Source organism: Citrobacter sp. MGH105 (assembly GCF_001037485.2).
GTDB lineage: Bacteria > Pseudomonadota > Gammaproteobacteria > Enterobacterales > Enterobacteriaceae > Citrobacter > Citrobacter portucalensis.
Genome location: NZ_CP073048.1, coordinates 3,539,463 through 3,556,360, shown reverse-complemented (window position 1 = coordinate 3,556,360; position 16,898 = coordinate 3,539,463). Strand labels below are relative to the sequence as shown.

General features: G+C 50.5%; 17 protein-coding genes, 5 tRNA genes and 1 other RNA gene. 20 read left to right on the top strand and 3 right to left on the bottom strand.

All coding sequences use genetic code 11. From position 1 onward, the window contains the following. Positions 1–1,039 precede the first annotated feature (1,039 nt). The 19 genes from cydA (at position 1,040) to pnuC (ending at position 13,068) form a co-directional block, all read left to right on the top strand. Complete coding sequence (gene cydA, locus SK35_RS17260) at positions 1,040–2,608, top strand: cytochrome ubiquinol oxidase subunit I (protein WP_008784156.1); 1,569 nt, start codon at positions 1,040–1,042, stop codon at positions 2,606–2,608. 15 nt (positions 2,609–2,623) lie between these two features. Further along, positions 2,624–3,763 carry a cytochrome d ubiquinol oxidase subunit II gene (gene cydB / locus SK35_RS17255; RefSeq protein ID WP_003831431.1) on the top strand — a complete coding sequence of 380 codons (1,140 nt, stop codon included), beginning with the start codon at positions 2,624–2,626 and terminating at the stop codon, positions 3,761–3,763. Between the two features lie 14 nt (positions 3,764–3,777). Further along, the gene (cydX, locus tag SK35_RS17250) at positions 3,778–3,891 is read left to right on the top strand and encodes a cytochrome bd-I oxidase subunit CydX (protein WP_003022970.1); all 114 of its coding nucleotides are present in this window, start codon (positions 3,778–3,780) and stop codon (positions 3,889–3,891) included. Beyond that, positions 3,891–4,184 carry a cyd operon protein YbgE gene (gene ybgE / locus SK35_RS17245; protein WP_048214655.1) on the top strand — a complete coding sequence of 98 codons (294 nt, stop codon included), beginning with the start codon at positions 3,891–3,893 and terminating at the stop codon, positions 4,182–4,184. The genes cydX and ybgE overlap by 1 nt, the downstream gene beginning before the upstream one ends. Positions 4,185–4,459: 275 nt before the next feature. After that, a complete protein-coding gene (gene ybgC / locus SK35_RS17240) occupies positions 4,460–4,864 on the top strand; it encodes a tol-pal system-associated acyl-CoA thioesterase (RefSeq protein WP_003831439.1) in 405 nt (134 codons plus the stop codon). Continuing rightward, positions 4,861–5,553: a Tol-Pal system protein TolQ gene (tolQ, locus tag SK35_RS17235; RefSeq protein WP_003022976.1), complete on the top strand. Its 693-nt coding sequence runs from the start codon at positions 4,861–4,863 to the stop codon at positions 5,551–5,553. The genes ybgC and tolQ overlap by 4 nt, the downstream gene beginning before the upstream one ends. Before the next feature lie 3 nt (positions 5,554–5,556). After that, positions 5,557–5,985: a colicin uptake protein TolR gene (gene tolR / locus SK35_RS17230; RefSeq protein WP_003022978.1), complete on the top strand. Its 429-nt coding sequence runs from the start codon at positions 5,557–5,559 to the stop codon at positions 5,983–5,985. 64 nt (positions 5,986–6,049) lie between these two features. After that, entirely contained in the window at positions 6,050–7,306 is a 1,257-nt protein-coding gene (tolA, locus tag SK35_RS17225; RefSeq protein WP_008784157.1) for a cell envelope integrity protein TolA, read from the top strand. 128 nt (positions 7,307–7,434) lie between these two features. Continuing rightward, positions 7,435–8,727, top strand: a complete 1,293-nt coding sequence (gene tolB, locus SK35_RS17220) for a Tol-Pal system beta propeller repeat protein TolB (protein ID WP_003022981.1) — start codon at positions 7,435–7,437, stop codon at positions 8,725–8,727. 34 nt (positions 8,728–8,761) lie between these two features. Next, the gene (gene pal, locus SK35_RS17215) at positions 8,762–9,280 is read left to right on the top strand and encodes a peptidoglycan-associated lipoprotein Pal (RefSeq protein WP_003022983.1); all 519 of its coding nucleotides are present in this window, start codon (positions 8,762–8,764) and stop codon (positions 9,278–9,280) included. Between the two features lie 9 nt (positions 9,281–9,289). Then, positions 9,290–10,081 (top strand): cell division protein CpoB, encoded by a 792-nt coding sequence (gene cpoB / locus SK35_RS17210; protein ID WP_003831441.1) that lies wholly within the window; start codon positions 9,290–9,292, stop codon positions 10,079–10,081. A gap of 165 nt (positions 10,082–10,246) precedes the next feature. After that, positions 10,247–10,322 (top strand) — tRNA-Lys (locus SK35_RS17205). A gap of 137 nt (positions 10,323–10,459) precedes the next feature. After that, positions 10,460–10,535, top strand: a tRNA-Val gene (locus SK35_RS17200). Positions 10,536–10,538: 3 nt separating this feature from the next. Continuing rightward, positions 10,539–10,614, top strand: a tRNA-Lys gene (locus SK35_RS17195). A gap of 45 nt (positions 10,615–10,659) precedes the next feature. Beyond that, positions 10,660–10,735: transfer RNA gene (locus SK35_RS17190), tRNA-Lys, on the top strand. A gap of 32 nt (positions 10,736–10,767) precedes the next feature. After that, a tRNA-Lys gene (locus SK35_RS17185) sits at positions 10,768–10,843 on the top strand. 22 nt (positions 10,844–10,865) lie between these two features. Continuing rightward, positions 10,866–10,998: non-coding RNA, RtT sRNA (locus tag SK35_RS17180), on the top strand. Between the two features lie 280 nt (positions 10,999–11,278). Further along, a complete protein-coding gene (nadA, locus tag SK35_RS17175) occupies positions 11,279–12,322 on the top strand; it encodes a quinolinate synthase NadA (protein WP_048214654.1) in 1,044 nt (347 codons plus the stop codon). 26 nt (positions 12,323–12,348) lie between these two features. Then, on the top strand, positions 12,349–13,068 hold the full coding sequence (pnuC, locus tag SK35_RS17170; RefSeq protein ID WP_048214653.1) for a nicotinamide riboside transporter PnuC: 720 nt from the start codon (positions 12,349–12,351) through the stop codon (positions 13,066–13,068). On the opposite strand, the gene zitB is transcribed toward pnuC, so the two are convergent. After that, a complete protein-coding gene (gene zitB, locus SK35_RS17165) occupies positions 13,065–14,006 on the bottom strand; it encodes a CDF family zinc transporter ZitB (protein ID WP_048214652.1) in 942 nt (313 codons plus the stop codon). The two genes, pnuC and zitB, sit on opposite strands and share 4 nt — an antisense overlap. 113 nt (positions 14,007–14,119) lie before the next feature. Further along, positions 14,120–14,494 (bottom strand): YbgS-like family protein, encoded by a 375-nt coding sequence (locus SK35_RS17160; RefSeq protein ID WP_003022994.1) that lies wholly within the window; start codon positions 14,492–14,494, stop codon positions 14,120–14,122. A gap of 317 nt (positions 14,495–14,811) precedes the next feature. Between SK35_RS17160 and aroG the strand changes: the two genes are divergently transcribed. After that, positions 14,812–15,864, top strand: a complete 1,053-nt coding sequence (gene aroG, locus SK35_RS17155) for a 3-deoxy-7-phosphoheptulonate synthase AroG (RefSeq protein WP_003831449.1) — start codon at positions 14,812–14,814, stop codon at positions 15,862–15,864. A gap of 108 nt (positions 15,865–15,972) precedes the next feature. Here the strand turns inward: aroG and gpmA are convergent, their stop codons facing one another. Beyond that, entirely contained in the window at positions 15,973–16,725 is a 753-nt protein-coding gene (gpmA, locus tag SK35_RS17150; RefSeq protein ID WP_003022999.1) for a 2,3-diphosphoglycerate-dependent phosphoglycerate mutase, read from the bottom strand. Positions 16,726–16,898: the final 173 nt, after the last annotated feature.

Genomic DNA, 16,898 nt, shown 5'->3' with positions numbered 1-16,898 from the left:
ACGTTCATAATCAATGTGATGGGTTATCTTTTCTTAGCTTTGTTTAATTTATTAGGGAATTGGGTAATAAATGACTTGCCATGTTTGTGATCGAAATCTTATTTTGTTATGCGCGCCATTTATGACGTGTTTTAAATAATTTCAAAAATCCCAATTACTAATTAACTTGTGAACGACATAACGGTTTTTTATTTTTTAATCTTATATGTCACAATTCATTTTTGTTAAATTTAGGATAAAAATGATAAGGAAATGTTTGTGGCATATTTAATCTTTGCCACATAAGAGAGGAGGGGGTGTTAATGATAACTTTCAGTGATGATTTAAGCGAAACGTCAGCGTTCTCTCGCAGAACGACAAACGCAATGCATCGGTCATTGTGGAACGTTTTCGCTTCCAGTTGAGATAGTTACATCTCGGTGTTAATTATAAGTAAAATTTAAATGAACAATTTGTATGAAATAACAAATCCATGACTTGCTAAACAAAAAACTGTGAGCTACCCAGCATTAGTGATTCTTTATCTGCTATCAATTTTGTCAGCCGGGCTGGTTAAAAGATCGTGTACATTTAAATAAATATCCTATCATTTGTAGTAACGGCAATTACTCATTGAAAAACATGTTGTTAACATCGCGTTTACTAGTAGCGTGAGTGCTAAACACTATTAACATTAAATTTGAAAATTGATTTAAATCAATGTTTAAAACTTGGAAAACAGCACCAAAAGAGGTTAAATTGCTTCAGATCAAATTGGTCTGAAAGTGGTAAATTAGCTATAAATTGATCACTATCGAAAAATGCAAATTTGTCTCGATAAAAACCTGTTTATTGTAAGGATTTTACGGCGTAATATAATTGCGGGATCAATTTGAGTGTTTTATTAACATGTTTGTAACCTTTCATCATTGTCCTTTCTTCAAATGAGAGGAAAGGGTAGCGGCGGAAGGAAGCAGATAAATTTGTATTGGGGCATGCGTGTGACCCTTTCTAACGGGGTTCACTCTCGGAGTCTTCATGCGATGAGCAAGGAGTCATGATGTTAGATATAGTCGAACTGTCGCGCTTACAGTTTGCCTTGACCGCGATGTACCACTTCCTGTTTGTGCCACTGACGCTCGGTATGGCGTTCTTGTTGGCCATCATGGAAACGGTCTACGTCCTTTCCGGCAAACAGATTTATAAAGATATGACCAAGTTCTGGGGCAAGTTGTTTGGTATCAACTTCGCTCTGGGTGTGGCTACCGGTCTGACCATGGAGTTCCAGTTCGGGACTAACTGGTCTTACTACTCCCACTATGTAGGGGATATTTTCGGTGCGCCGCTGGCGATCGAAGGTTTGATGGCCTTCTTCCTCGAATCCACCTTTGTAGGTCTGTTCTTCTTCGGCTGGGACCGTTTGGGTAAAGTCCAGCATATGTGTGTCACTTGGCTGGTGGCTCTGGGTTCTAACCTGTCCGCGTTGTGGATTCTGGTTGCGAACGGCTGGATGCAGAACCCAATCGCAGCGGATTTCAACTTCGAAACCATGCGTATGGAGATGCTGAGCTTCTCTGAACTGGTGCTCAACCCGGTAGCACAGGTGAAATTTGTTCACACTGTGGCATCTGGTTATGTATGTGGCGCGATGTTCGTTCTGGGTATCAGCTCCTACTATATGCTGCGCGGTCGTGACTTCGCGTTTGCTAAACGTTCTTTTGCTATCGCTGCCAGCTTTGGTATGGCTGCTATTCTGTCTGTTATCGTTCTGGGTGATGAATCTGGTTACGAAATGGGCGACGTGCAGAAAACCAAACTCGCTGCGATTGAAGCAGAATGGGAAACTCAGCCTGCACCGGCTTCCTTCACGCTGTTCGGTATTCCGGACCAGGATGCGCAGGAAAACCATTTTGCGATTCAAATTCCTTATGCGCTGGGCATCATTGCCACCCGCTCTGTTGATACACCGGTCATTGGTCTGAAAGATCTGATGGTGCAGCACGAAGAGCGTATCCGTAACGGGATGAAAGCGTATCAGTTGCTGGAAGAACTGCGTGCTGGTACTACCGACCAGGCCGTTCGTGACCAGTTCAACAGCATGAAGAAAGACCTGGGTTATGGTCTGCTGTTGAAACGCTATACGGACAAAGTTACCGACGCGACCGAAGCGCAAATTCAGCAGGCAACGAAAGATTCTATTCCTCGCGTTGCGCCGCTGTACTTCGCTTTCCGTATCATGGTGGCATGCGGCATTCTGATGCTGGCAATTATCGCGGTGTCCTTCTGGACTGTGCTTCGTAACCGTATCGGTGAGAAAAAATGGCTGCTGCGCACCGCGCTGTATGCGATTCCTCTGCCGTGGATTGCTATTGAATCCGGTTGGTTTGTTGCAGAGTACGGTCGTCAACCGTGGGCGATTGGTGAAGTGTTACCAACAGCCGTAGCGAACTCTTCGCTGACTGCTGGCGACCTCATCTTCTCGATGCTGTTGATTTGCGGCCTGTATACCCTGTTCCTGGTGGCTGAACTGTATCTGATGTTCAAGTTCGCACGCCTTGGGCCGAGTAGCCTGAAAACCGGTCGTTATCACTACGAGCAGTCCACTGTGACTTCTCAGCCGGCACGCTAAGACAGGAGTCGTCAAATGATCGATTATGAAGTATTGCGTTTTATCTGGTGGCTGCTGGTTGGCATTCTGCTGATTGGTTTTGCAGTCACTGATGGCTTCGACATGGGGGTGGGCATGCTCACCCGTTTCCTCGGTCGTAATGATACCGAGCGTCGAATTATGATTAACTCCATCGCCCCGCACTGGGACGGTAACCAGGTTTGGCTCATCACCGCGGGTGGCGCACTGTTCGCTGCCTGGCCGATGGTGTATGCCGCTGCGTTCTCCGGTTTCTATGTGGCGATGATTCTGGTACTGGCATCGTTGTTCTTCCGTCCGGTCGGTTTTGACTACCGCTCTAAGATTGAAGACATGCGCTGGCGCAACATGTGGGACTGGGGCATCTTCATTGGTAGCTTCGTGCCACCGCTGGTGATTGGCGTGGCGTTCGGCAACCTGCTGCAAGGGGTTCCGTTCCACGTAGATGACTATATGCGTTTGTACTACACCGGTAACTTCTTCCAGTTGCTGAATCCGTTTGGTCTGCTGGCGGGTGTCGTGAGCGTTGGGATGATCATCACCCAGGGTGCGACCTATCTGCAGATGCGTACGGTAGGTGAACTGCATCTGCGTGCTCGTGCAACTTCACAGGTTGCGGCGCTGGTGACTCTGGTCTGCTTCGCGCTGGCCGGTGTATGGGTGATTTACGGTATTGACGGTTATGTTGTGACCTCCGCACTGGATCACCATGCCGCCTCAAACCCGCTGACCAAAGAAGTGGCTCGTGTGGCTGGCGCATGGATGGTGAACTTTAACAATGCACCTATCCTGTGGTTGGTTCCTGCTCTGGGCGTGGTTCTGCCGCTGTTGACCATCCTGACTTCTCGCATGGAGAAAGGGGCATGGGCGTTCGTCTTCTCCTCACTGACGTTAGCCTGCATCATCCTGACTGCCGGTATCGCAATGTTCCCGTTTGTGATGCCATCCAGCACCATGATGAACGCAAGTTTGACCATGTGGGATGCCACCTCCAGCCAGCGTACATTGAATCTGATGACCTGGGTCGCGGCGGTGTTTGTACCGATTATTCTGCTGTACACCAGCTGGTGTTACTGGAAGATGTTCGGTCGCATCACTAAAGAAGATATTGAAAGCAACACCCACTCTCTGTACTAAGTAAGGAGCTTAAAATGTGGTATTTCGCATGGATTTTGGGAACGCTTCTTGCCTGTGCATTTGGGATAATCACAGCGCTGGCGCTTGAGCACGTTGAATCAGGCAAAGCCGGGCAAGAAGATAGCTAATGACCAACATTATCGCGATGGTATACAACGCGATGGACAAGCGCCCCTTGCGGGCGCTTTCATTTGTGCTGGCAATCGTGTTGGCTGGCTGCATATTCTGGGATCCGTCTCGTTTCGCGGCCAAAACCAGCGAGCTTGAAATCTGGCATGGTTTCCTGCTGATGTGGGCAGTCTGCGCAGGCATTATTCACGGCGTTGGCTTCCGTCCTCGTGCCGTACACTGGCAGGGTATCTTCTGCCCGCTGATCGCGGATATCGTCCTCGTTGTTGGACTGTTTTTCTTCTTCTTTTGAATAAGAAACATCCTTAAATATTTATGGGCTTGCATAAGCCCATAATTTTTTACTCTCCGTTTACTTTCCCCCATTCCAAAGCACCATTCCCGCGCGTATAGTAGCGAAGTTTGAAAGCACTAACCTTTTGTTGCATTACCGGGATGTACAGTGAAGACAGCGCGATATACAACGACATTCTTGATGCATCGCGGCGGCAAGAACGCGAATCACCAGACGCTTACAAAGGTAAGTAACTGGTGTGAGTGGGCGAAGCCAACAAAGAGGCAGTAGGAATGAATAAGTATATGTTTCGATGGCCGGTTCGTGTCTATTATGAAGATACCGATGCCGGTGGGGTGGTTTACCACGCCAGTTACGTCGCTTTTTATGAAAGAGCACGCACAGAAATGCTTCGTCATCATCACTTCAGTCAGCAGGTCCTGTTGGCCGAACGTGTAGCCTTTGTGGTGCGCAAGATGACCCTCGAGTATTTTGCGCCTGCCCGGCTCGACGATATGCTCGAAGTTCAAACCGAAATTACGTCAATGCGTGGCACCTCATTGGTTTTCACGCAACGCATTGTCAACGCAGAGAACACCGTGCTGAATGAGGCCGAAGTTCTGATTGTTTGCGTTGATCCACTCAAAATGAAGCCTCGTGCGCTTCCCAAGTCTATTGTCGCGGAGTTTAAGCAGTGACTGACATGAATATCCTTGATTTGTTCCTGAAGGCAAGCCTTCTGGTTAAACTTATCATGTTGATTTTGATTGGTTTCTCAATCGCATCCTGGGCCATCATCATCCAACGGACCCGTATTCTTAATGCTGCTTCACGTGAAGCCGAAGCATTTGAAGACAAGTTCTGGTCCGGCATTGAATTGTCGCGCCTGTACCAGGAAAGCCAGGGGCGTCGTGATAATTTGGCGGGCTCGGAACAAATTTTCTATAGCGGATTCAAGGAATTTGCGCGTTTGCATCGAGCAAATAGCCACGCGCCGGAAGCGGTCGTTGAGGGGGCTTCCCGTGCGATGCGTATCTCGATGAACCGTGAACTGGAAACGCTGGAAACGCATATTCCATTCCTCGGCACCGTTGGCTCCATCAGCCCGTATATCGGTCTGTTCGGTACCGTTTGGGGGATCATGCACGCATTTATCGCGCTGGGCGCGGTAAAACAGGCGACGCTGCAAATGGTCGCACCGGGTATCGCAGAAGCGTTGATTGCAACGGCTATCGGTCTGTTTGCGGCAATCCCGGCGGTTATGGCCTACAACCGTCTGAACCAGCGCGTGAACAAACTGGAACTGAATTACGACAACTTTATGGAAGAGTTCACCGCGATTCTGCACCGCCAGGCGTTTACCGTTAGCGAGAGCAACAAGGGGTAAGCCATGGCCAGAACGCGTGGACGAGGTCGTCGCGAACTCAAGTCCGAAATCAATATTGTACCGCTGCTCGACGTACTGCTGGTGCTGTTGCTGATCTTTATGGCAACCGCACCGATCATTACGCAGAGTGTGGAAGTCGACCTGCCGGATGCGACCGAGTCGCAAGCCGTCAGCAGTAACGACGAACCCCCGGTCATTATTGAAGTTTCCGGTATTGGGCAATACAGCGTGGTGGTTGAGAAAGATCGTATGGATCAACTACCACCGGAGCAGGTTATTGCGGAAGCGAAAAGCCGCCTGCAGACCAATCCGAAAACGGTCTTTTTAATCGGTGGTGCGAAAGACGTGCCTTATGATGAAATAATTAAAGCGCTGAACTTGTTACACAGTGCAGGCGTAAAATCGGTTGGCTTGATGACGCAGCCAATCTGATGACTGCGTTTTGCTGGCTTGAAAGATAGCACGTAACAGGCGAACAGTTTTTTGGGAACCGAGAGTGTCAAAGGCAACCGAACAAAACGACAAGCTCAAAAGGGCGATAATTATTTCAGCGGTGCTGCATGTCATTTTATTTGCAGCGCTGATCTGGAGTTCGTTCGATGAGCACATTGATGCTTCAGCCGGCGGCGGTGGCGGTTCGTCCATCGACGCCGTTATGGTCGATCCTGGCGCCGTTGTGCAACAGTACGACAGGCAGCAGCAACAGCAGGCAAGTGCGAAACGCGCTGAAGAGCAGCGTGAAAAGCAGGCGCAGCAGCAAGCTGAAGAACTTCGCGAGAAGCAGGCAGCTGAGCAAGAGCGACTGAAGCAGCTGGAAAAAGAACGTTTAGCCGCGCAGGAAAAAGTGCGCGAACAGGCGGAACAGCAGAAGCAAGCTGAAGCCGCCGCAGCGAAAGCGCAAGAGCAACAGAAACAGGCTGAAGAGGCTGCGGCGAAGGCTGCTGCAGACGCGAAGGCTAAAGCTGATGCTCAGGCTAAGCAAGCGGCAGATGCCGCGAAGAAAGCCGCTGCAGACGCACAGAAAAAAGCTGAGGCTGAAGCCGCTAAAGCCGCCGCTGATGCGAAGAAAGCTGCAGAAGCACAGGCTGCTAAGGCAGCTGCGGACGCTGCGAAGAAAGCACAGGCTGAGGCCGCTAAGCAAGCAGCAGCCGAGAAAGCTGCTGCTGAGAAAGCAGAAAAAGCTGCTGCCGCGAAAGCTGCCGCTGCTGAAAAAGCGGCGGCTGATAAGAAAGCCGCTGCAGAAAAAGCAGCGGCAGACAAAAAAGCTGCAGCTGAGAAAGCCGCTGCCGATAAGAAAGCTGCGGCAGATAAAGCAGCTGCTGCTAAAAAGGCTGCGGCCGAAAAAGCCGCTGCAGCCTCTGGCGTTGACGACTTGTTGGGCGACCTGAGCTCTGGTAAGAATGCACCGAAATCGGGCGGTGGAGCGAAAGGAAACGGCCAACCGGCGAAAGATAGTGGTACAAGTGGTGCCAATGGCGGTGCATCTGGCGCTGATATCAGTGCTTACGCATCTCAAATTCGTAATGCGATCCAGAGCCGTCTGTATGGTGCAGATTTGTATGCAGGTAAATCTTGCGTATTACATATCAAGTTAGCACCCGATGGTCTGTTACTGGATGTGACCGAAGAGGGCGGGGATCCGGCATTGTGTCAGGCTGCGCTGACGGCTGCGAAAACCGCCAGAATTCCTAAACCGCCTAGCCAGGCAGTTTATGAAAAAGTAAAAGATGCCAAACTGGACTTCAAACTGTAATAACGACCCCTGAGAAATCAGGGGAAACGGTCTAAGGTTGAGACAGAGTTCTGGTAGTTTTGTGTATTTGAGTTTGTTAACATTCTGCTAAATTATCGTGGGCTTTCCGTCCAGATAAGGGAGATATGATGAAGCAGGCATTACGAGTAGCATTTGGTTTTCTGATGCTGTGGGCAGCGGTGCTGCACGCAGAAGTACGTATCGAGATCACCCAGGGGGTGGACTCGGCGCGCCCGATTGGTGTTGTCCCCTTCCAGTGGGCAGGACCGGGTGCTGCACCCGAAGATATCGGTGGTATCGTAGGTGCTGACCTGCGTAACAGCGGTAAATTTAACCCGTTAGACCGTTCTCGTCTGCCTCAGCAGCCCGGTACCGCGCAGGAAGTTCAACCTGCCGCTTGGTCTGCGCTGGGCATTGATGCCGTAGTCGTCGGCCAGGTTACGCCGAATCCGGATGGTTCTTACAGCGTTGCCTATCAGCTGGTTGACACCGGTGGCGCACCGGGTACCGTACTGGCACAGAACACCTATAAAGTGAACAAGCAGTGGCTGCGTTACGCGGGCCATACTGCAAGTGACGAAGTGTTTGAAAAACTGACCGGCATTAAAGGTGCATTCCGTACCCGTATCGCTTATGTTGTTCAGACCAACGGTGGTCAGTTCCCGTACGAATTACGTGTGTCCGACTACGATGGTTACAACCAGTTCGTGGTACACCGTTCTCCGCAGCCGCTGATGTCTCCGGCGTGGTCCCCGGACGGTTCAAAACTGGCGTACGTTACCTTCGAAAGCGGTCGTTCTGCACTGGTTATTCAGACACTGTCTAACGGCGCGGTTCGTCAGGTAGCCTCGTTCCCACGTCACAACGGTGCGCCTGCGTTTTCTCCGGATGGCAGCAAACTGGCGTTTGCCCTGTCTAAAACCGGTAGCCTGAACCTGTATGTCATGGACATTGGTTCCGGTCAGATCCGTCAGGTGACGGATGGTCGTAGCAACAACACGGAACCTACCTGGTTCCCGGACAGCCAAAACCTGGCCTTTACGTCTGACCAGGCCGGTCGTCCGCAGGTATATAAAGTTAACGTCAACGGCGGTGCTCCGCAGCGCATTACCTGGGAAGGTTCGCAAAACCAGGATGCGGATGTGAGCAGCGACGGTAAATTTATGGTAATGGTAAGCTCGGCCAACGGTCAGCAACACATTGCCAAACAAGATCTGGTAGCGGGTGGCGTACAAGTTCTGTCGTCAACGTTCCTGGACGAAACGCCAAGTCTGGCACCTAACGGCACTATGGTAATCTACAGCTCTTCTCAGGGGATGGGATCCGTGCTGAATTTGGTTTCTACAGATGGGCGTTTCAAAGCGCGTCTTCCGGCAACTGATGGACAGGTTAAATTCCCTGCCTGGTCGCCGTATCTGTGATAATAAATAATTGATTAATAAAGGAATCATTGAAATGCAACTGAACAAAGTGCTGAAAGGGCTGATGATTGCTCTGCCTGTTATGGCTATTGCAGCGTGTTCTTCTAACAAGAACGCCAGCAATGACGGCAGCGAAGGCATGCTGGGTGCCGGCACTGGTATGGATGCAAACGGCAGCGGCAACATGTCTTCTGAAGAGCAAGCGCGTCTTCAGATGCAACAGCTGCAGCAGAACAACATCGTTTACTTCGATCTGGACAAGTACGATATCCGTTCTGACTTCGCTGCAATGCTGGATGCTCACGCTAACTTCCTGCGTAGCAACCCGTCTTACAAAGTCACCGTAGAAGGTCATGCGGACGAACGTGGTACTCCTGAGTACAACATCTCCCTGGGTGAGCGTCGTGCGAACGCCGTTAAGATGTACCTGCAGGGTAAAGGCGTTTCTGCTGACCAGATCTCCATCGTTTCTTACGGTAAAGAAAAACCTGCAGTACTGGGTCATGACGAAGCGGCTTACGCCAAAAACCGTCGCGCCGTACTGGTTTACTAAGAGAATTGCATGAGCAGTAACTTCAGACATCATCTGTTGAGTCTGTCGTTACTGGTTGGCATAGCGGCCCCCTGGGCCGCTTTTGCACAGGCGCCAATCAGTAGTGTCGGCTCTGGCTCGGTCGAAGACCGTGTCACTCAACTCGAGCGTATTTCTAACGCTCACAGTCAGCTTTTAACCCAACTCCAGCAACAACTCTCCGATAATCAGTCCGATATTGATTCCCTGCGCGGTCAAATTCAGGAAAATCAGTATCAACTGAATCAGGTTGTTGAACGCCAGAAGCAGATATTGCTGCAGATGAATAATCTTGGCAGCGGTAGTGCACCTGCGGCGCAATCTGCGGGCGGCGATCAGAGCGGTGCAGCAGCAACCCCTGCACCTGATGCGGGTGCAGCGGCAGCGTCAGGTGCTCCGGTACAAACTGGCGATGCGAATACCGATTACAATGCGGCCATTGCTCTGGTGCAGGATAAATCCCGCCAGGATGACGCGATTGAAGCATTTCAGAACTTCATTAAAAAGTACCCAGACTCAACTTACCTGCCAAATGCGAATTACTGGCTGGGTCAGTTGAATTACAACAAGGGGAAAAAAGATGATGCAGCGTTCTATTTTGCTTCAGTAGTCAAAAACTTCCCGAAATCACCAAAGGCTGCAGACGCGATGTATAAAGTCGGCGTCATCATGCAGGACAAAGGTGATAAAGAGAAAGCGAAAGCCGTTTATCAGCAGGTTATCACTAAATACCCTGGCACTGATGGCGCGAAACAAGCGCAAAAACGCCTTGGCGCGATGTAATGAACACCATGCGACCAGAAATCGTGTTAATTCTGGTCGCGTCGTGTGATTCCTAAGCAGTTGAGTTATTTACATCGAAATTTTTGTTGCGCTAAAATCTGAAATCAGTAATATATGCCGCCGTTGCCAAGGGATATCAAACAGCCCGAAAGCGGCAAAAAAAGTGGGTCGTTAGCTCAGTTGGTAGAGCAGTTGACTTTTAATCAATTGGTCGCAGGTTCGAATCCTGCACGACCCACCAATCGTTCTGGTGGAACGCGATAGTAAAACGTGAAGGATAACGTTGCGTAAGCAACGGCCCGTAGGGCGAGACGAAGTCGAGTCATCCTGCACGACCCACCACTAACTTAGTTAGTAAGTAGTATCCAGCGCAGTATCGGGTGATTAGCTCAGCTGGGAGAGCACCTCCCTTACAAGGAGGGGGTCGGCGGTTCGATCCCGTCATCACCCACCACTCGGGGCGTTAGCTCAGTTGGTAGAGCAGTTGACTTTTAATCAATTGGTCGCAGGTTCGAATCCTGCACGCCCCACCAATTTATTGGTGGCACCGAGTAAAAATTTTCAGGTTATACCCGAGCGGGTCGTTAGCTCAGTTGGTAGAGCAGTTGACTTTTAATCAATTGGTCGCAGGTTCGAATCCTGCACGACCCACCATCCTGAAAGTATAAAGAAGTAAACCCCATACGGGGGCGTTAGCTCAGTTGGTAGAGCAGTTGACTTTTAATCAATTGGTCGCAGGTTCGAATCCTGCACGCCCCACCAGTGTAAAAAGGCGCCCTAAAGGCGCCTTTTTGCTATGCGCAGAATTAACGATTCGAACCTGCTGCAGGTTCGGGTCTCACGTAGTGAGACAACGGAGCCGTTTACGGCGACGGCCCGGAGGGCGAGCAAAGCGAGTCATCCTGCACGCCCCACCAGTGTAAAAAGGCGCCCTAAAGGCGCCTTTTTGCTATCTGCGATTTATAAGATTCGAAGCTGCTGCCTGATGCGCTTCGCTTATCAGTCCTACAGACGACACTATTCACGTAGGCCGGATAAGACGTCAGTCGCCTTCCGGCATTCCTCACACGCAATTATTGTGACTTTCTTACGCCAATCCGCTATCTTGTTTAGCATATAAAACAAAACCAACCGAATATGGCGTGCGTCACGCTTTTAATCGGTTATTTCGTTAAGCCAGTAAAACGAGAAAGCAAGATGAGCGTGATGTTTGATCCAGAAGCAGCAATTTATCCGTTTCCGCCGAAGCCAGCCCCGCTGAGTGTGGATGAAAAGCAATTTTATCGTGAAAAAATCAAGCGCCTGCTGAAAGAGCGTGATGCCGTTATGGTCGCGCACTATTACACCGATCCCGAAATTCAGCAGTTGGCCGAAGAGACCGGTGGTTGTATTTCTGATTCTCTGGAGATGGCGCGTTTCGGCTCAAAACATTCTGCCTCTACGCTGTTGGTTGCAGGCGTGAGGTTTATGGGGGAAACCGCCAAAATCCTCAGTCCGGAAAAGACCATCCTGATGCCGACCCTACAGGCGGAATGCTCATTAGATCTGGGCTGTCCGATTGATGCGTTCAGCGCGTTTTGCGATGCGCACCCGGATCGTACCGTGGTGGTTTACGCCAATACCTCAGCCGCCGTTAAAGCACGTGCGGACTGGGTCGTCACATCCAGTATCGCGGTAGAACTTATTGAGCATCTTGATAGTTTGGGTGAAAAAATCATCTGGGCTCCGGACAGACATCTGGGCAACTACGTCCAAAAACAGACCGGTGCAGACGTTCTTTGTTGGCAGGGGGCCTGTATCGTCCACGACGAATTTAAAACTCAGGCTTTAACACGCATGAAGGGGCTTTACCCTGATGCAGCGGTGTTGGTGCACCCGGAGTCCCCTCAGTCTATCGTTGATATGGCCGATGCGGTTGGCTCAACCAGCCAGTTAATCAATGCCGCTAAATCGTTACCGCATCAACGGCTGATTGTGGCGACTGACCGGGGCATATTTTACAAAATGCAGCAGGCCGTTCCGGATAAAGAATTGCTTGAAGCGCCGACGGCTGGTGAGGGGGCAACCTGCCGCAGCTGTGCGCATTGTCCGTGGATGGCGATGAACGGCCTCAAGGCGATTGCTGAGGGCCTGGAACAAGGCGGAGCGGCTCATGAGATACATGTTGATGCTGCGCTGCGAGAAGGGGCGTTGTTGCCGTTAAACCGCATGTTGGAATTTGCGGCTACACTTCGAGCTTAATTACTATTTTTGCTCTGGGGGAAAAGATGGACTTTTTTAGCACGCAGAACATTCTGGTACATATTCCGATTGGCGCTGGCGGTTACGATCTGTCGTGGATCGAAGCTGTGGGGACGATCGCTGGGTTGCTGTGTATTGGCCTGGCGAGCCTTGAGAAAATCAGCAATTACTTCTTCGGCCTGATAAACGTCACGCTGTTTGCGATTATCTTCTTTCAGATCCAGCTCTATGCAAGCCTGTTGCTGCAAGTTTTCTTCTTTGCCGCCAACATCTACGGCTGGTATGCCTGGTCCAGGCAAACCAACCAGCATGAAGCGGAACTGAAAATTCGCTGGCTGCCGTTACCAAAAGCGATCGGCTGGCTGGCGGCTTGCGTGGTGGCGATCGGCCTGATGTCGGTCTATATCGATCTGGTCTTTGCGTTCCTGACCCGCATTGCGGTGAACATTATGCAGGCATTAGGATTGCAGGTTGTTGTGCCTGAGTTGCAACCCGATGCATTCCCGTTCTGGGACTCCTGCATGATGGTGTTGTCGATTGCGGCGATGATCCTGATGACGCGTAAGTACGTTGAAAACTGGCTGCTGTGGGTGATCATTAACGTAATAAGCGTAGTGATTTTCGCCCTGCAAGGCGTATATGCCATGTCGCTGGAATATGTGATCCTGACGGTTATCGCCCTGAACGGTAGCAGAATGTGGATTAACAGCGCGCGCGAGCGGGGTTCCCACGCGCTGTCCCATTAATGGTGATGGTGTGAATGGCCGGATACCCCCTGATACAGGTGGCAGTCCGGCCCATTACACGGCTGATACTCCATCTGGATCGTGGCGTGTTCAATCTGGTAGTGATGGATAAGGAAATGCTGAATACGCTCCAGCAGCGCGTCGTGATCGTGCGGCGGGACCACCTGCACATGCAGCGTCATTACCGGTTTTTCACCCACCATCCAGACATGGACATGGTGCACATTGCGGACTTCGGGGATATCCCGGCTGAGATGGCGCTGTAGTGCGGCGATATCCAGCGTCAGCGGGGCGCCTTCCAGTAATTCATTAACGCTATCCTTTAACAGTCGCCAGGCGCTACGCAGTACCAGCACGGAAACCAGAATCGAGAGAATCGGGTCCGCAGGCGTCCAGCCCGTCCAGATAATAATCAGCGCAGCGATGATCGCCCCGACCGAGCCGAGTAAATCGCCCATCACATGTAGTGCCGCGGCGCGGACGTTCAGGTTTTTCTCCTCACTGCCGCGGTGTAGAACCCAAAAAGCCAGCACGTTAGCCAGTAAACCCGCGACAGCTATAACCATCATCATGCCGCCAGCCACGGGGCGGGGCGTATGGAAGCGCTCAATGGCTTCCCAGACGATTAAAATGGTGATCACGACCAATGCGATGGCATTAACAAACGCGGCCAGTGTCGTGAGCCTCAGCCAGCCGAAGGTGTGTCGTATTGTGGGCGGGCGATGGGAAAACCGGACGGCCAGTAGCGCAAAAAGGAGCGCTGCGGCATCAGTGAGCATATGCCCGGCATCGGCCAACAAGGCCAGTGAACCTGAAAGTATTCCACCCACCACTTCAACCAACATAAATCCGGCTGTAATGCAGAATGCAAACATCAAGCGGCGGGCATTATTGTCCTTGGGTTGCTCAGAAGAAGTATGAGTATACGAGTGCGCCATTATGCCATCCCTTTGTTATTCTCATCTTTACTGTATGCCATCATACCGTTTTTGGGATGATAAAATTAAAAAGGAGAGCTATTGCTCTCCCATTATTAGCTTTATTTTCAGCGTTACTGCGTAGTGCCATCAGTTTTTGTCTCAGCATCATTGTTAATGCCGTTTCCGGTCTCAACCTTCTTATTCACATCAGGGCAGCGACCGTCCTTACACATGGTGTTTTTGTGCATCTCATCTTTGGTCATCCCTTCATGGTTCATTGATGAACCGTTCGGGTGCAGCATTGTGCCACCCGAATTCACGTTACTGTTGTCGACATTATTTGGTGCCACGTTTTCGCGTGCGTCTGGGGCGACCTGACCGGCATCCGCCGAGGAATTTGCCTGGCCGTTATTGGACTGCGTATTGGTTTCAGCTGCCAGCGCCGCGCCGCTGGCGAGGCTGAGTGTAGCGGTAAGAAAGAGTGAAGCCAGCTTTGTCATATGCATAATATGCTCCTGTTATGGTCGATATGTCGGATAACGTCTTCCAACAGTGCATGTGCCAGTTACATCATCAATATGTGGTTAATAGTTTTGCCAGAGAAATTAAACCCAGCATAGAATCTTGAAATTTATGAAAATTAAAGCTGTTACAGTTATAAATTGTAGGTTGGATCTCGTTTTTCGCTACTTTATTGCGTTTTTTTGGCCAATTCCAGGATTAATCCGCCCAAAGTGTAAAACCCCGTTTACACTTTATGACTGAAGATATAGATTGGAGGGATTGCATTCATTAATATAAGTATGGCAACGCTGGAATAATCATGAATTATCAGAACGACGATTTACGCATTAAAGAGATCAACGAGTTATTACCGCCAGTCGCATTGTTGGAAAAATTTCCCGCTACTGAAAATGCCGCAAACACGGTGGCTCATGCCCGTAAGGCGATTCATAAAATCCTGAAAGGGAGTGACGATCGCCTGCTGGTAGTGATTGGGCCTTGCTCTATTCATGATCCGGCAGCTGCTAAAGAGTATGCCGCTCGCCTGCTGGCGCTGCGTGAAGAGTTAAAAGGCGAGCTTGAAATCGTTATGCGCGTCTATTTTGAAAAACCGCGAACTACCGTAGGCTGGAAAGGGCTTATCAACGATCCGCACATGGACAACAGCTTCCAGATCAACGATGGGCTGCGCATTGCGCGTAAACTGCTGCTGGATATCAATGACAGCGGATTGCCTGCAGCGGGTGAATTCCTCGATATGATTACGCCGCAATACCTCGCCGACCTGATGAGCTGGGGCGCGATTGGGGCACGTACCACAGAATCTCAGGTGCATCGCGAATTGGCGTCTGGTCTGTCCTGCCCGGTTGGCTTTAAAAACGGTACTGATGGCACGATAAAAGTAGCGATCGATGCGATTAACGCCGCAGGAGCGCCGCACTGCTTCCTGTCTGTGACCAAATGGGGTCATTCGGCGATCGTAAATACCAGTGGTAATGGCGATTGCCATATTATTTTGCGTGGCGGCAAAGAGCCGAACTACAGTGCTCAGCACGTTGCCGACGTGAAAGAAGGTCTGATCAAAGCAGGGCTTTCAGCGCAGGTGATGATCGACTTTAGCCATGCCAACTCCAGCAAGCAGTTCAAAAAGCAGATGGATGTCGCGAAAGATGTTTGCGGACAAGTTGCTGGGGGCGAAAAAGCAATTATTGGCGTGATGATCGAAAGCCATCTGGTAGAAGGTAATCAGAACCCGGATAGCGGTGAGCCGCTGACTTACGGTAAGAGCATCACCGACGCCTGCATTGGCTGGGAAGATACCGATGCGGTGTTGCGCCAGCTGGCGGATGCAGTAAAAGCGCGCCGCGGTTAAAAAATTCATCCGGGCTACGCTCGGTAGGCCGGATAAGGCAACGCCGTCATCCGGCAATAAAAAAGCGTGGAGCATTCCACGCTTTTTTCGTTTGACCCAAGATGAAAATTACTTCGCTTTACCCTGGTTCGCAACGGCTGCCGCTTTTGCTGCGATCTCGTCAGCATTACCCAGATAGTAATGTTTGATTGGTTTGAAGTTTTCGTCGAACTCATATACCAGCGGTACGCCGGTCGGGATGTTCAGTTCAAGGATCTCATCTTCGCCCATGTTATCCAGGTATTTAACCAGCGCACGCAGAGAGTTACCGTGAGCGGCGATAATTACGCGCTCACCGCTTTTCATGCGCGGCAGAATGGTTTCGTTCCAGTAGGGGATAACGCGATCGATGGTCAGCGCCAGGCTTTCGGTAACCGGTAACTCTTTGTCGGTCAACTTCGCATAACGCGGATCGTGACCCGGATAACGCTCGTCATCTTTGGTCAGTTCCGGTGGCGTTACCGCAAAGCCGCGACGCCATTGTTTAACCTGCTCGTCACCGTATTTTTCAGCGGTTTCAGCTTTGTTCAGACCCTGCAGCGCGCCGTAATGACGTTCGTTCAGTTTCCAGGATTTTTCAACCGGCAGCCAGGCCTGATCCAGTTCGTCCAGTACGTTCCACAGGGTGTGGATGGCACGTTTCAGCACAGAGGTATAAGCAAAATCGAAGCTGTAGCCTTCTTCTTTCAGCAGTTTACCTGCCGCTTTTGCTTCGCCCACGCCTTTCTCTGACAGATCAACGTCATACCAACCGGTAAAACGGTTTTCGTTGTTCCACTGACTTTCACCGTGACGTACCAGAACCAGCTTAGTTACAGCCATACACTCACTCCTATAAATCATATTGAATGATAATAATTCTCATTATATTGCCGTAAAGCGTCAGCGGCAATGCTTACGCATAACCATAGCGAAAATAGCGCCACAGTGTAAGGTTCTTGTGAATTCAAGGTTGCGATTTTGTCTTTGAGTGGTGGGGATTTGAGCGGTTCTAC

Bases quoted from the DNA above. Each gene is read 5' to 3' on its own strand.
- cydA (WP_008784156.1), top strand. From the start codon at position 1,040: ATGTTAGATATAGTCGAACTGTCGCGCTTACAGTTTGCCTTGACCGCG.
- cydB (WP_003831431.1), top strand. From the start codon at position 2,624: ATGATCGATTATGAAGTATTGCGTTTTATCTGGTGGCTGCTGGTTGGC.
- cydX (WP_003022970.1), top strand. From the start codon at position 3,778: ATGTGGTATTTCGCATGGATTTTGGGAACGCTTCTTGCCTGTGCATTT.
- ybgE (WP_048214655.1), top strand. From the start codon at position 3,891: ATGACCAACATTATCGCGATGGTATACAACGCGATGGACAAGCGCCCC.
- ybgC (WP_003831439.1), top strand. From the start codon at position 4,460: ATGAATAAGTATATGTTTCGATGGCCGGTTCGTGTCTATTATGAAGAT.
- tolR (WP_003022978.1), top strand. From the start codon at position 5,557: ATGGCCAGAACGCGTGGACGAGGTCGTCGCGAACTCAAGTCCGAAATC.
- tolB (WP_003022981.1), top strand. From the start codon at position 7,435: ATGAAGCAGGCATTACGAGTAGCATTTGGTTTTCTGATGCTGTGGGCA.
- pal (WP_003022983.1), top strand. From the start codon at position 8,762: ATGCAACTGAACAAAGTGCTGAAAGGGCTGATGATTGCTCTGCCTGTT.
- cpoB (WP_003831441.1), top strand. From the start codon at position 9,290: ATGAGCAGTAACTTCAGACATCATCTGTTGAGTCTGTCGTTACTGGTT.
- nadA (WP_048214654.1), top strand. From the start codon at position 11,279: ATGAGCGTGATGTTTGATCCAGAAGCAGCAATTTATCCGTTTCCGCCG.
- pnuC (WP_048214653.1), top strand. From the start codon at position 12,349: ATGGACTTTTTTAGCACGCAGAACATTCTGGTACATATTCCGATTGGC.
- zitB (WP_048214652.1), bottom strand. From the start codon at position 14,006: ATGGCGCACTCGTATACTCATACTTCTTCTGAGCAACCCAAGGACAAT.
- SK35_RS17160 (WP_003022994.1), bottom strand. From the start codon at position 14,494: ATGCATATGACAAAGCTGGCTTCACTCTTTCTTACCGCTACACTCAGC.
- aroG (WP_003831449.1), top strand. From the start codon at position 14,812: ATGAATTATCAGAACGACGATTTACGCATTAAAGAGATCAACGAGTTA.
- gpmA (WP_003022999.1), bottom strand. From the start codon at position 16,725: ATGGCTGTAACTAAGCTGGTTCTGGTACGTCACGGTGAAAGTCAGTGG.